This window comes from Leclercia adecarboxylata, from assembly GCF_006171285.1.
Taxonomy (GTDB): Bacteria; Pseudomonadota; Gammaproteobacteria; order Enterobacterales; family Enterobacteriaceae; genus Enterobacter; species Enterobacter barmai.
In genome coordinates this window covers 1,223,665-1,238,209 of sequence record NZ_CP040889.1, presented here as the reverse complement: position 1 = coordinate 1,238,209, position 14,545 = coordinate 1,223,665, and the positions used below count along the sequence as shown (strand labels likewise).

General features: G+C 55.4%; 7 protein-coding genes and 2 rRNA genes. 6 read left to right on the top strand and 3 right to left on the bottom strand.

Going from position 1 to position 14,545, the window contains the following annotated elements:
* Positions 1–6 precede the first annotated feature (6 nt).
* Complete coding sequence (gene cobT, locus FHN83_RS07630) at positions 7–1,056, top strand: nicotinate-nucleotide--dimethylbenzimidazole phosphoribosyltransferase (protein WP_139563605.1); 1,050 nt, start codon at positions 7–9, stop codon at positions 1,054–1,056.
* On the opposite strand, the gene FHN83_RS07625 is transcribed toward cobT, so the two are convergent.
* Positions 1,040–1,657 (bottom strand): DUF2238 domain-containing protein, encoded by a 618-nt coding sequence (locus FHN83_RS07625; RefSeq protein WP_139563604.1) that lies wholly within the window; start codon positions 1,655–1,657, stop codon positions 1,040–1,042. The two genes, cobT and FHN83_RS07625, sit on opposite strands and share 17 nt — an antisense overlap.
* 117 nt (positions 1,658–1,774) lie before the next feature.
* A complete protein-coding gene (locus FHN83_RS07620) occupies positions 1,775–4,765 on the bottom strand; it encodes an autotransporter domain-containing protein (RefSeq protein ID WP_139563603.1) in 2,991 nt (996 codons plus the stop codon).
* A gap of 187 nt (positions 4,766–4,952) precedes the next feature.
* On the opposite strand from FHN83_RS07620, the gene FHN83_RS07615 reads away from it, so the two are divergent.
* Positions 4,953–5,792: an alpha/beta hydrolase gene (locus tag FHN83_RS07615; protein WP_139563602.1), complete on the top strand. Its 840-nt coding sequence runs from the start codon at positions 4,953–4,955 to the stop codon at positions 5,790–5,792.
* Between the two features lie 67 nt (positions 5,793–5,859).
* Positions 5,860–6,579: a GntR family transcriptional regulator gene (locus FHN83_RS07610; RefSeq protein ID WP_139563601.1), complete on the top strand. Its 720-nt coding sequence runs from the start codon at positions 5,860–5,862 to the stop codon at positions 6,577–6,579.
* Here the strand turns inward: FHN83_RS07610 and FHN83_RS07605 are convergent.
* Positions 6,567–7,766 (bottom strand): enolase C-terminal domain-like protein, encoded by a 1,200-nt coding sequence (locus FHN83_RS07605; RefSeq protein WP_138370204.1) that lies wholly within the window; start codon positions 7,764–7,766, stop codon positions 6,567–6,569. The genes FHN83_RS07610 and FHN83_RS07605 overlap by 13 nt on opposite strands.
* A 274-nt stretch (positions 7,767–8,040) precedes the next feature.
* Here FHN83_RS07605 and FHN83_RS07600 point away from each other — a divergent pair, with 274 nt between their 5' ends.
* The 3 genes from FHN83_RS07600 to FHN83_RS07590 all read left to right on the top strand — a co-directional run bounded on the left by FHN83_RS07600 (position 8,041) and on the right by FHN83_RS07590 (position 14,532).
* Positions 8,041–9,414, top strand: coding sequence for a PTS transporter subunit EIIC (locus FHN83_RS07600; RefSeq protein WP_139563600.1), 1,374 nt, complete (start codon positions 8,041–8,043; stop codon positions 9,412–9,414).
* Between the two features lie 452 nt (positions 9,415–9,866).
* Positions 9,867–11,404, top strand: a 16S ribosomal RNA gene (locus FHN83_RS07595).
* Between the two features lie 225 nt (positions 11,405–11,629).
* Positions 11,630–14,532 (top strand): 23S ribosomal RNA (locus tag FHN83_RS07590).
* The 16S and 23S rRNA genes sit together here, the layout of an rRNA operon.
* Positions 14,533–14,545 lie beyond the last annotated feature (13 nt).

The following is a 14,545-nucleotide window of genomic DNA, read 5'->3' as shown; positions in this document are numbered from 1 at the left end:
ACAAGCATGCAGACAATACAGGACCTGGTGGCCGCCATTCGGCCGTTGGATCAGCACAAGCAGGCGCTGGCAGCGGCGCATATCGATGGTTTAGTGAAGCCGCTCAACAGCCTGGGCCGCCTCGAGACGCTGGCGATCCAGCTGACGGGGATGCCGGGGTTAACCCGGCTCGACAACCTGCAAAAAGAGATCGTGGTGATGTGCGCCGATCATGGCGTTTACGACGAGGGGGTGGCTATCAGCCCGCAGCAGGTCACCCATCTGCAGGCGCTGAACATGCTCAAAGGCACCTCCGGGGTCTGCGTGCTGGCGAAAAGTAACGGTGCCTCGGTACTGCCGGTAGATATCGGCATCGACTGCGAGCCCATCGACGGGATGCTGAGCCTGAAGGTGGGGCGCAAGAGCGGCAACATCGCCCGTGGCCCGGCGATGAGCCGCTCTGAGGCGGAGCACCTGCTGCTGCGTAGCGCACAGCTGGTGCAAACGCGTGCGGCAGAGGGTATTGCGGTATTTGGCACCGGCGAGCTCGGTATGGCCAACACCACGCCCGCGTCGGCCATTATCAGCGTGCTGTGCGGCTGCGATCCCCATGAGGTCGTGGGTATCGGCGCGAACCTGCCGGCGGAGCGGATGGCGCATAAAGAGGCGATGGTGCGTCAGGCCATTGAAGTCAATCAGCCCAACTCCGCCGATGGCATCGACGTGCTGGCGAAAGTGGGCGGCTACGACCTGGTGGGGATGACCGGCGTGATCCTCGGGGCCGGATCCTGTGGTCTGCCGGTGGTGCTGGACGGTTTTCTCTCCTATGCAGCGGCAATAGCCGCCTGCCAGATTGCGCCTGAGGTGAAAAACTACTGCATTCCGTCGCATTTCTCGGCGGAAAAAGGATCCCAGCGGGCGCTGGAACACCTCGGGTTAACCCCCTATCTCTACCTGGATCTGCGTCTCGGCGAGGGAAGCGGGGCAGCGCTGGCGATGTCGATCGTCAGCGCCGCCGGGGCCATGTATTGCGAAATGGGCGTGCTGGCAGAGAGTGGGATCAGCCTGAAGGCGTAAGCTGGCGCTGATGCCATCTTCCCAGCAGCAGCACCGTGGTGAGCGCGCCGAGCAGGGCGCAGAACATATCCGACTGGGTGTCCCACTGATCGCCCTGGGTGCCGAGGAAATCATCCGCGCCTTGCCCCATCGCCAGCGCCGCCCACCATTCGATTAGCTCGTAGGTGGCACTGATCGCCAGCGCCACGCAGCACACCAGAAAGCCCGTCATCTTATGGCCCCTGACGTAGCCGCCGCGCACCAGGATCTCCCGTGCCGCCAGCGCCGGGACCAGCCCCTGGAAAAAGTGCCCCAGCTTGTCGTACGGGTTGCGGCTCAGGTGGAACATATCCTGCACCGCAAAGCCCACGGGCACTTTGGCGTAGGTGTACATTCCGCCCACCATCAGGATGATGGCGTGCCAGAAAATCAGGAAGTAGAGCAGGGGCGTCAGCGGGTAGCGGCGTTGAGTGGCCAGCAGCAGCGGCACGATGATGATGACGGGGGTCACTTCCATCAGCCAGGTGATGCGGTCCTGGGTATACAGGCCGGTATAAATGAGGATCAGCAGCAGAAGCAGCGCGCCGACCTTTAATGCAGAGGAGAGAGCGGATTGTGTCATGTTATTTAAGTGTTTAGTAAAACAGACACTATCGATCTGCCCGGCGAAAAACACAACATTTTACGCCGGGCATAAAAAAACGGGGCCGCTGTGGGCCCCGTTGATCGTTTATAACAATCAGAACGACTTGCGTAAACGCAGGCTGAAGGTGTGCGCCTGGTAACGGTCGCCGGCCTGCAGATCGTAACGTGCGTCGAAGCTCAGGTCGTTGGCGTCGTACAGCGTGCTGCCGATGGCGACGCCAGCCATATCTTCCACCGGTGAGGCACCTTTGGTGATAAAGCTGGTTTCACCGATGGCGTCGGCGGCGTAGGTCGCATGGCTGCTGACCTGACGGTTATCGTACTGGTGGATCCACGAGACCTGGGCGAACGGCGTCAGGTTACCCAGACCGGTAGCGAAGGTCTTCTCGATGCGGGCACCGATATCGCTCACGACCGACTGGCTGTGGGTGCTGCTCACATCCAGCGCCATACCGTTGCCGCCGGTTTCGCTGTAGCCATCAACATGCTGATAGCCGTAGGTCAGGCCCGCCAGCGGAGTCAGGACCACGTCGGCTGGCAGCGCGATCGGGTAGCCAAACTCACCTTGCAGGGTAACGGACTGACCGTTGAACTTGCCGTGGGCCGCGCCGGAGAAGCCGGTGAAATCTGCCCGGCGAACCGAGCTGTAGTTCTGACGGTTCAGGCCCGCGGAGAGGTTCAGGTACCACGGATTTCCGGTGTAGCCCGCGTAACCAATCACCCCGTAGTTGTCGGCGGTGGAGTTGTTGCCGCTCAGGTTGTCTTTACCGTGCACGGAGGTGTTGCTGTAGTTCAGCGCCGCACCCAGACGCCAGTCGTCGCCCAGCGCGCGGTCGGCACCGATGATCAGGCCGCCAAATTTCGCTGAGTAACCGCTCACGTCGTCGCTGCTGTCCTGACGGGCATAGCCGCCGAACGGCTGTCCCCAGACGATCCAGTTATTCGCGTAGTCGTCACCGGTTGCTACCCCGCTGACGCCGGAGGCTTGCGGGTTACGAACGGCATCGATGTGAGCACCCACTACGGCCTGAGCAGTAGAGGTGGCAACGGTTGCCGCTGAACTGGTGTTGAGGTTCTGGCTGGTAGAGAGACGCTCGCCAACGCGGTTCGCCTCTTTTTTACCTTCAATCGCCAGCGAGGCGTTATACAGGTTCAGCAGCTCCGGAGAGGCGATACCGGAATAGCTCGCCAGGCCGCCGAGTGAAGCGGTGGCGCTTGGGATAGTGGCATAACCCTGCTTGCCCGGCTGGGCAGGGGCTGGCTGTGATGGCGCAGGCTGCGTCGGCTGCACTGGCGTTGTCACCACCGGCGGGGTGACTTCCGGCTCTGTGACCACCGGCGGAGTGACTTCTGGTGTCGGCTCAGGCTGAGGTTCAGGCTGCGGCTCTACCGGATCGGGAGTGACCGGCTCTGCGCCCAGGGTTAACACCAGCGCTTTGCTCTGGGCGTCTTCATAGACGGTGCCGTTAACAGTGCCACGGTAGCCGAGCGCTTTGTAGTTCAGCTGGTCAGCGTGATAGTCGGTCTGCGCACCTGCGGCATTGATCACCACGTAACGCTGCCCTTCGGCGAACTGATAGGTGTTGCCGGTACGCAGCAGGTTGATGCTGGAGCCCGCGTCGATAGTGGCGTTGCCGCTGACGTTCAGACGACCATAGCCCGCGTCGGCAAGCAGATCGCCGCCAGCCACGGCCAGATCAGAGATGCCGGAGATCAGCGTGGCGGCCGCTTTCTGGTGGTAATCGCCCAGGATGTTGAGGCTGTTATTCACCTGCAGGGACGCGGCTTCGTTCAGCACGATGCCGGGCGTCACGTCGACTTCGTCGCTCATCTGCACTGACATCAGACCATACTCGGGGATGCTGCTAAAGGTACTGATGTTGTCGTTGAGCAGCAGGGCGCCGCTGCCGAATGTCACGTTGGAGGCGGTAATAGTGCCCGTCGCGCCGTCGAGGCCGGTCAGGGTACCCATGTTGGCGCCGCCGTTAATGGTTAATGGCGTCGCGCTGGTGGAGTAGATATCACCGGTCACGGTGCCGGTATTATTGAGGGTCACCGTGTCGCTGTTATTGCCGTTTACAAACAGGGCATAGCCGCCACCGCTTAGCTGACCGTTGTTGACGATCTCGGTGTTGCCCTGGTTGCTGTAATTCCAGATGTAGATCCCGCTCCAGTTACCCGAGATTTCACCATTATTCTCGATGGTGCCAATCTTGCTGTTGCTGCTGTTGTTGTACACAGCGGTGTCATTGGCGGTGATGGTACCGTTATTTTCAAGGGTGCCGAGGGTGCCGGAGTTGATAATGCCGTAGGAGCTGCCGTTGATTTTATCGTCATTGACGAGGGTGTTGATGACGCCCTGGTTAATGATAGCGGAGGTGCCGTAATAGTCGGTCGTGCCGCCTTCAATGGTTCCGGTGTTATGCAGCGTGCCAATCGTGCCGCTGTTAAAAATGGCGCTTTTCTGCCCAACGTACATGCCGTTCTCATTGTTCACGGAAGAGATCAGGCCAGCGTTGGTCAGGTTATCAATGGTGCCCAGATTGTTGATGCCGCGATAGCCCACAATCTTGCCATCTGCGGTATTGGTCAGGGTGCCGATAGTCCCGGCATTGCTCAGCGTCCCGGTGTTATTAAACCCGAAGATGCTGTAAGAGCCCGGCATGCTCTCAAGGGTGCCGCTGTTGGTGAAGGTATCAACCACGCCCGTTGCACCCACCGCCACGACGCTGCCGTTTTGGTACTGGCTCAGGCTGGAGATGGTGCCGTTATTGTTAAGCGTACCTACTGTTCCATTAATCTGAACAATATTGTCGTTTCCCAATAATAGGTTATCAACGCTACCGTTAATGATCCCGTCATTGGTAAGTGTGGTTACAGTAACGTCCGCGTTCAGGGTTAATGCGGTGGTAGGTGTACCTGTAATGCTTCCCGCCTGCGTGATGTGCACCAGCTCTTTTGAATCGGCGATCTGAACATTACTCGTCGGCGTGTCGATAATTAACTCGGGAGACGTTGCGAAGGCTTGCGCAGCGCTTGAGGCAACCAGCAGGGAGATCAGCTGGCTAAGGCGTTTCTTTTCCATGGTATTCCGTCATAAGTTGCGATGTTGTGCAAAATGCTGGGGCGATTTCTTCGGATTAATCCGATATCTTCGGGCGCAGAATATACAATTTGTTGCCGAAAACAATAAGGGATGCTTAATTATTTCAGGCTGAATTAATTCCACATTTTTTGTAGTGTTTATAATTTGAGTTAAGGCTGGTGGCGGCATGAGGATATATCCTCACCTTTTGCAGGGAACCTTATTGATTAGTTTGTCTTTATTATTGAGCGGGTGTATTTCCGTAGATCCCAACACCGCCGCGCAGCAGATCGCCGCTCATGGTGGTCTTACCAGTGAAAAATTTGACGCAGATCCCTACCCGATTGTCGGCTGGCATCGGATCGCGCCGCCGGTTAACACGCTGCATGTCTATATCGAGGGGGATGGCTTTGCCTGGAAAAACCGCACCACGCCATCCGATAACCCGACGCCGCGTAATCCCGTCGGCCTGAAGCTGGCGGCAGCGGATAAACACGCCAGCGTGCTTTATCTGTCCCGGCCCTGTCAGTTTATCGGAGCACCTCTGCCGGCCCGTTGCAGCGTCAATATCTGGACTCAGGATCGCTTCTCACCTGCGGTTATCGAGGCCATGAACGCGGCGCTTAACCGGGCTGTACAGCGTTATCCCGGGGTGAAAATCGATCTGATTGGCTACTCCGGGGGCGGAAATATTGCCGCGCTGCTGGCGGCACGGCGGAGCGATGTGCGCTCCCTGCGCACGGTGGCGGGGAATCTCGACATTGCGTATGTGAACGCCCTGCATCATGTCACTCCGATGCCCGCGGCTAAGAGCGCCATTGAAAGTGCCCCGGCGCTTCGCAGTCTGCCGCAGATCCACTTCAGCGGTGGGGATGACACTACCGTGCCGCCCGCCGTTGCCAGGCGGTTTCAGCAGGCGGTGGGGGAGAATTGCACACGGGTAGAAACGATTGGTGGGATGGCACATGGCTCGGACTGGGCTAACGTCTGGCCGCAACTGCTGGCGCAAGGTTTGCCGGGATGCTGAATAAACCGATCGCAAAATGTTACCCTTACGCACCCCGGCGACGGTTGAAGGATTTCAGGACCGAATAATGAAAAAGAAAGAGTTTGTGACTCAGGATCTGCTGAGCAAAATCTATCAGGACACCACGGCGGGGCCACGCAAACTTCCCCCTGAAAGGCAGCTTGCCGAAGAGTATGGCGTGTCACGTTTCACTATCCGCCAGGCGCTGGAGAAGCTGGTGAGCATTGGCGTGGTGCGGATAGTTCAGGGGTCGGGTATCTGGATCAACGAGCACGCCCGCAATAACCCGCTGATCTACAACTCGATCACGGAAAAGCGATTCGACCAGATGCGCTACCGGATGATCAGCCTGCATAAAACGCGGCCCGACCGCGCGGTACAGCAGATCTTCGGTATCGATGAAGAGAGTTTTATCTGGCACTTTTGTCGTCTGCGCTATGTCGATGACCAGCCCGTACAGCTGGAGGTATCCAGCATGCCCGCCGCCGATTTCCCCGATCTTAATCAACAGGTCATTGAGCGCTCTATTCAGCAGTACGTATTAAGTAAGGGGCTGGTAATTTCCCATATGCTCACCACCTACCGGGCGGTCAGCGTCAGCCGTGAACAGGCGGTGCTGCTGGGCTGCAAAAAAGGCGGGCCGGCAATGCATATCAATAACCGGGGAATACTGGAGGGGGGCCGGGTATTTGAGGTGAGCGACATCATTGATATCAACTACACCTGCACTTACGTCAGCCCCTGGAATCGCGATAATTTAACCTGGCGGCAAAATCAGGGCGTATGAATGGTGCCGTCCGGCAGGCGGCTTTGCGTCCACTCGTGCGGGCGATAAACCACCGGATACGCCAGGGCCTGCTCTTCATTAAAGCCGGTGCCGATGCCTGGTGCGGCCGGCGGGTAGACAAACCCGTCCTTCACCTCAGGCGCGCCGGGAAACACGCTGTCGGTCGTGGCTGAGCGGGGGATAAACTCCTGAATGGCGGCATTGTGCAGATGAATATTCAGGTGCGTATTTACCGCCACGCCGATCGGGGTCATATCGCCGGGGCCATGCCAGGCAAGGCGCACGCCAAAGGCCTGGCATAAATGCGCCAGCTTAAGCGCGGGGGTAATACCGCCGATCTGTGAAACATGACAGCGAATAAAGTCGATACGACGATTTACGATCAAGTCGTGCCACTCCGCCGGATTATTGAATAACTCCCCCATCGCCAGCGGGACGCAGCTTTGCTGACGAACCTGTTCCAGCCAGGCGCTCTGCTGGGGCGGCAAAATATCTTCGATAAAATAGGGCTGATAAGGCTCCAGCTGTTTGGCCAGCAGCACCGCCTGCTGGGGGAACAGGCGCTCGTGCACATCGTGTAAGAGCTGGAGCTTCCAGCCATATTTCTCGCGCAGGGCGCGGAACATCTCCACGGTATTGCTCATATATTCATGCTGATCGAACCACGCACCTGCCGTTGGATTTTCCGGGGCGTGCAGGGCCGACGGCGTGCCGCCGTAAAAACCGAGCTGGCAGCGGATATGTCGATAACCCTGCGCCACCAGTTTATCGACCGAGGCAAACAGCTCTTCCAGCGTCTCGCCGCTGGCGTGGCTGTAAGCGGGGATCGCATCACGGGATTTCCCGCCCAGCAGCTGATACAGCGGCATACCAGCCAGTTTTCCTTTGATATCCCACAGGGCCATATCTACGCCGGAGATAGCATTATTCATCACCGGACCGTTACGCCAGTAGGCGTTGACGTTCATCATCTGCCATAGATCTTCGATGTTGTTAGCATCCCGGCCGATCAGCAGCGGTTTAAGGTACTCATCAACAAGTGTTTTAACTGCCAGAGGGCGCTGCTGGAAGGTGGCACAGCCGTGTCCGACAGGCCCTTGCTCCGTTGTGACGCGCACGGTTACCAGGTTATGTCGGTCCGGGCGGGTAATAAAACACTCGATATTTTTGATAATCACAGGCGTCACGAGAAACTCCTTTGCTGCGCTGTGGAAATACAGAATGGGAATATCATCACCCCAAAAATGTTGGCGGGTAAATGGTTTTTTTTATTATTTATTTTGGTCAGTTATTTGGTTTTATTTTAATTAAAAACCGTACCAATTTTGCGTTATCTACAGTTTTTTTCTCTTATGCAGGCTGATTGTGAGCGACTTCAAATTTTATTGGTTTGTTTTGTTGTTGTGGTTTATTTATGCTCACTGCATCAATAAAACGACAACAATAAAGGCAGGAGTCTTTATGGGGACGCAAGAAGCCATCAATAATATTATTCGTCTGGTTGGCGGGCAGGGGAATATTAATAAGGTCTGGCACTGCATGACGCGGCTGCGGTTTGATTTAATCGACGATAATAAAGTGGATCAAAACGCGATCAAAAATGTGCCCGGTGTGCTGGGGGCACAACTCCAGAGCGATCAGTTTCAGGTGATTATCGGTCCCAAGGTTAACAGCTGGTACGAGCAAATGCTCAGCGTGCTAGGTCAGGATGCCAGTAATGCACCAACGGCAAAAAAGGGGCGTAAAAGCCTGGTCTCTCTCTTTATGGATACCGTATCGGGCGTATTTGGTCCGATTGTACCGGCCATTGCCGGGGCTGGGATGATCAAGGGCCTGCTGGCTGGGCTCATCGCGCTTAAGGTGGTGTCGGCAAAAAGCGATACCGTTATGGTGATAGACCTTATCGCCAGCGGCGTCTTTTATTTCCTGCCGTTCTTTCTTGCGGTGTCGGCGGCTAAGATTTTTAAAACGAATGAGTATCTCGCCGCAGCGGTTGCTGCCTGTCTGATGTATCCCTCCTTAATAGAAGCGGCGAAAGCGCTGGCGACACATCAGGAAGGTGCGGTGAGTGCCCTCTGGTTAATGAATGCGATCCCGGTATCCGTCTTTAACTATGCTTCGAGCGTGATTCCGGTGATTTTCTCGGTGCTGGCACTGAGCTATATCCATCGCTGGGTCGACAGCATTATGCCGGATGTGCTCAAAACCGTATTTACGCCCACGCTCACCCTCTTTATAGGTGCGCTGGCGGCGCTGGTGGTGATCGGCCCCATCGGCATCTGGCTGGGTAAAGGACTCGCCTTCTTTATAGAAGGGCTGTTTGGTGTGTCGGCCAGTTTTGCCGGGTTCATTGTTGGGGCCATCCGTCCAGTGGCGATCCTGACCGGGATGCACCACGCGATGACGCCCATCGCCCTGCAGAACTTCAGCGACCGTGGCTACGACATGCTGATGCCGATGATGTTTATGGCCAATATGGCGATTGCGGGGGCGACGTTTGCTATCTGGCGCCTGAGCCGTAATCGTCAGGAGAAGACCGTCACGCTGTCGGCGGCCATCTCTGCGCTGCTGGGCATTACCGAGCCGGCACTCTTTGGGGTACTGACGCGCTACAAAAAAGCGTTCATTGCGGCGACGGTAGCCAGCTCCCTCGCGTCTGCCTTCATCGCCTTCTTCGGCGTGCGTCTTTATGGCTATATCTTGTCGAGCATCTTCAGCTTGCCTGCTTATATAGGCCCGTACTTTGTCTTCGCCCTGGCAGGCGTGGCGATATCACTGGTGTTGTCCTTTATGCTGACCATAGTTCTGGTAGGAAAAGAGCAAGCCTCCGAATGATTCAGAACCCCGTCTCACCGCCTGCGCAGCGGCTAATATCACGGTGATTGTGGATAAGTCTGTGTGTAATCAGGTATAAGGCGGGGTTTTGCTGGGGAATTCAGCAGTCAGTCATTTTTCTGTCATTTAAGGGTTGCGGCCTGAAGAGAACTCCCTATAATGCGCCTCCATCGACACGGCGGATGTGAATCACTTCACACTAACAGCCGGGCCGGTTGAAGAGAAAAGCGTGAAATAATCGCTTGACTCTGAAAGAGGAAAGCGTAATATACGCCACCTCGCAACGGTGAGCGAAAGCCGCGTTGCACTGCTCTTTAACAATTTATCAGACAATCTGTGTGGGCACTCAAAGTGACATGGATTCTTAATGTCTTCGGACAATAAATGAATACCAAGTCTCTGAGTGAACATACGTAATTCATTACGAAGTTTAATTCACGAGCATCAAACTTAAATTGAAGAGTTTGATCATGGCTCAGATTGAACGCTGGCGGCAGGCCTAACACATGCAAGTCGAACGGTAGCACAGAGAGCTTGCTCTCGGGTGACGAGTGGCGGACGGGTGAGTAATGTCTGGGAAACTGCCTGATGGAGGGGGATAACTACTGGAAACGGTAGCTAATACCGCATAACGTCGCAAGACCAAAGAGGGGGACCTTCGGGCCTCTTGCCATCAGATGTGCCCAGATGGGATTAGCTAGTAGGTGGGGTAACGGCTCACCTAGGCGACGATCCCTAGCTGGTCTGAGAGGATGACCAGCCACACTGGAACTGAGACACGGTCCAGACTCCTACGGGAGGCAGCAGTGGGGAATATTGCACAATGGGCGCAAGCCTGATGCAGCCATGCCGCGTGTATGAAGAAGGCCTTCGGGTTGTAAAGTACTTTCAGCGAGGAGGAAGGTGTTGAGGTTAATAACCTCAGCAATTGACGTTACTCGCAGAAGAAGCACCGGCTAACTCCGTGCCAGCAGCCGCGGTAATACGGAGGGTGCAAGCGTTAATCGGAATTACTGGGCGTAAAGCGCACGCAGGCGGTCTGTCAAGTCGGATGTGAAATCCCCGGGCTCAACCTGGGAACTGCATTCGAAACTGGCAGGCTAGAGTCTTGTAGAGGGGGGTAGAATTCCAGGTGTAGCGGTGAAATGCGTAGAGATCTGGAGGAATACCGGTGGCGAAGGCGGCCCCCTGGACAAAGACTGACGCTCAGGTGCGAAAGCGTGGGGAGCAAACAGGATTAGATACCGGTAGTCCACGCCGTAAACGATGTCGACTTGGAGGTTGTGCCCTTGAGGCGTGGCTTCCGGAGCTAACGCGTTAAGTCGACCGCCTGGGGAGTACGGCCGCAAGGTTAAAACTCAAATGAATTGACGGGGGCCCGCACAAGCGGTGGAGCATGTGGTTTAATTCGATGCAACGCGAAGAACCTTACCTACTCTTGACATCCAGAGAACTTTCCAGAGATGGATTGGTGCCTTCGGGAACTCTGAGACAGGTGCTGCATGGCTGTCGTCAGCTCGTGTTGTGAAATGTTGGGTTAAGTCCCGCAACGAGCGCAACCCTTATCCTTTGTTGCCAGCGGTTAGGCCGGGAACTCAAAGGAGACTGCCAGTGATAAACTGGAGGAAGGTGGGGATGACGTCAAGTCATCATGGCCCTTACGAGTAGGGCTACACACGTGCTACAATGGCGCATACAAAGAGAAGCGACCTCGCGAGAGCAAGCGGACCTCATAAAGTGCGTCGTAGTCCGGATTGGAGTCTGCAACTCGACTCCATGAAGTCGGAATCGCTAGTAATCGTAGATCAGAATGCTACGGTGAATACGTTCCCGGGCCTTGTACACACCGCCCGTCACACCATGGGAGTGGGTTGCAAAAGAAGTAGGTAGCTTAACCTTCGGGAGGGCGCTTACCACTTTGTGATTCATGACTGGGGTGAAGTCGTAACAAGGTAACCGTAGGGGAACCTGCGGTTGGATCACCTCCTTACCTTAAAGAACCTGCCTTTGTAGTGTCCACACAGATTGTCTGATGAATGATGAACTTCTGAATGTACTTTTGAGTGCATTAAGAAGTTTTGCTCTTTAAAAATCTGGATCAAGCTGAAAATTGAAACGACACACTGTGTCTGTTCTCCGTAACAGGAACAGATGGTAAGTGTGTTCGAGTCTCTCAAATTTTCACAACGCGAAGTGAAACAGCTTCGGGTTGTGAGGTTAAGCGACTAAGCGTACACGGTGGATGCCCTGGCAGTCAGAGGCGATGAAGGACGTGCTAATCTGCGAAAAGCGCCGGCGAGGTGATATGAACCTTTGACCCGGCGATGTCCGAATGGGGAAACCCAGTGTGTTCCGACACACTATCGTTAACTGAATACATAGGTTAACGAGGCGAACCGGGGGAACTGAAACATCTAAGTACCCAGAGGAAAAGAAATCAACCGAGATTCCCCCAGTAGCGGCGAGCGAACGGGGAGCAGCCCGGAGTCTGAATCAGCTTGTGTGTTAGTGGAACGGTCTGGAAAGTCCGACGGTACAGGGTGATAGTCCCGTACATGAAAGCACACATGCTGTGAACTCGAAGAGTAGGGCGGGACACGTGGTATCCTGTCTGAATATGGGGGGACCATCCTCCAAGGCTAAATACTCCTGACTGACCGATAGTGAACCAGTACCGTGAGGGAAAGGCGAAAAGAACCCCGGCGAGGGGAGTGAAAAAGAACCTGAAACCGTGTACGTACAAGCAGTGGGAGCACCCTTGTGGTGTGACTGCGTACCTTTTGTATAATGGGTCAGCGACTTATATTCTGTAGCAAGGTTAACCGTATAGGGGAGCCGCAGGGAAACCGAGTCTTAACTGGGCGTTAAGTTGCAGGGTATAGACCCGAAACCCGGTGATCTAGCCATGGGCAGGTTGAAGGTTGGGTAACACTAACTGGAGGACCGAACCGACTAATGTTGAAAAATTAGCGGATGACTTGTGGCTGGGGGTGAAAGGCCAATCAAACCGGGAGATAGCTGGTTCTCCCCGAAAGCTATTTAGGTAGCGCCTCGTGAATTCATCTCCGGGGGTAGAGCACTGTTTCGGCTAGGGGGCCATCCCGGCTTACCAACCCGATGCAAACTGCGAATACCGGAGAATGTTATCACGGGAGACACACGGCGGGTGCTAACGTCCGTCGTGAAGAGGGAAACAACCCAGACCGCCAGCTAAGGTCCCAAAGTCATGGTTAAGTGGGAAACGATGTGGGAAGGCACAGACAGCCAGGATGTTGGCTTAGAAGCAGCCATCATTTAAAGAAAGCGTAATAGCTCACTGGTCGAGTCGGCCTGCGCGGAAGATGTAACGGGGCTAAACCATGCACCGAAGCTGCGGCAGCGACACTATGTGTTGTTGGGTAGGGGAGCGTTCTGTAAGCCGTTGAAGGTGTGCTGTGAGGCATGCTGGAGGTATCAGAAGTGCGAATGCTGACATAAGTAACGATAAAGCGGGTGAAAAGCCCGCTCGCCGGAAGACCAAGGGTTCCTGTCCAACGTTAATCGGGGCAGGGTGAGTCGACCCCTAAGGCGAGGCCGAAAGGCGTAGTCGATGGGAAACAGGTTAATATTCCTGTACTCGGTGTTACTGCGAAGGGGGGACGGAGAAGGCTATGTTGGCCGGGCGACGGTTGTCCCGGTTTAAGCATGTAGGCGGAGGTTCGGGTAAATCCGGTACCTTATTAACGCTGAGGTGTGATGACGAGGCACTACGGTGCTGAAGCAACAAATGCCCTGCTTCCAGGAAAAGCCTCTAAGCATCAGGTAACATCAAATCGTACCCCAAACCGACACAGGTGGTCAGGTAGAGAATACCAAGGCGCTTGAGAGAACTCGGGTGAAGGAACTAGGCAAAATGGTGCCGTAACTTCGGGAGAAGGCACGCTGATATGTAGGTGAAGCCCCTGCGGGTGGAGCTGAAATCAGTCGAAGATACCAGCTGGCTGCAACTGTTTATTAAAAACACAGCACTGTGCAAACACGAAAGTGGACGTATACGGTGTGACGCCTGCCCGGTGCCGGAAGGTTAATTGATGGGGTTATCCGTAAGGAGAAGCTCTTGATCGAAGCCCCGGTAAACGGCGGCCGTAACTATAACGGTCCTAAGGTAGCGAAATTCCTTGTCGGGTAAGTTCCGACCTGCACGAATGGCGTAATGATGGCCAGGCTGTCTCCACCCGAGACTCAGTGAAATTGAAATCGCTGTGAAGATGCAGTGTACCCGCGGCAAGACGGAAAGACCCCGTGAACCTTTACTATAGCTTGACACTGAACACTGGTCCTTGATGTGTAGGATAGGTGGGAGGCTTTGAAGCGTGGACGCCAGTCTGCGTGGAGCCATCCTTGAAATACCACCCTTTAATGGCTGGTGTTCTAACGTGGACCCGTAATCCGGGTTGCGGACAGTGTCTGGTGGGTAGTTTGACTGGGGCGGTCTCCTCCTAAAGAGTAACGGAGGAGCACGAAGGTTAGCTAATCCTGGTCGGACATCAGGAGGTTAGTGCAATGGCATAAGCTAGCTTGACTGCGAGAGTGACGGCTCGAGCAGGTGCGAAAGCAGGTCATAGTGATCCGGTGGTTCTGTATGGAAGGGCCATCGCTCAACGGATAAAAGGTACTCCGGGGATAACAGGCTGATACCGCCCAAGAGTTCATATCGACGGCGGTGTTTGGCACCTCGATGTCGGCTCATCACATCCGGGGCTGAAGTAGGTCCCAAGGGTATGGCTGTTCGCCATTTAAAGTGGTACGCGAGCTGGGTTTAGAACGTCGTGAGACAGTTCGGTCCCTATCTGCCGTGGGCGCTGGAGAATTGAGGGGGGCTGCTCCTAGTACGAGAGGACCGGAGTGGACGCATCACTGGTGTTCGGGTTGTCATGCCAATGGCACTGCCCGGTAGCTAAATGCGGAAGAGATAAGTGCTGAAAGCATCTAAGCACGAAACTTGCCCCGAGATGAGTTCTCCCTGACCCTTCAAGGGTCCTGAAGGAACGTTGAAGACGACGACGTTGATAGGCCGGGTGTGTAAGCGCAGCGATGCGTTGAGCTAACCGGTACTAATGAACCGTGAGGCTTAACCTTACAACGCCGAAGC

Coding starts and splice junctions, on each gene's coding strand:
- FHN83_RS07610 (WP_139563601.1), top strand. CDS start 5,860: ATGAAAAAGAAAGAGTTTGTGACTCAGGATCTGCTGAGCAAAATCTAT.
- cobT (WP_139563605.1), top strand. CDS start 7: ATGCAGACAATACAGGACCTGGTGGCCGCCATTCGGCCGTTGGATCAG.
- FHN83_RS07625 (WP_139563604.1), bottom strand. CDS start 1,657: ATGACACAATCCGCTCTCTCCTCTGCATTAAAGGTCGGCGCGCTGCTT.
- FHN83_RS07615 (WP_139563602.1), top strand. CDS start 4,953: ATGAGGATATATCCTCACCTTTTGCAGGGAACCTTATTGATTAGTTTG.
- FHN83_RS07620 (WP_139563603.1), bottom strand. CDS start 4,765: ATGGAAAAGAAACGCCTTAGCCAGCTGATCTCCCTGCTGGTTGCCTCA.
- FHN83_RS07600 (WP_139563600.1), top strand. CDS start 8,041: ATGGGGACGCAAGAAGCCATCAATAATATTATTCGTCTGGTTGGCGGG.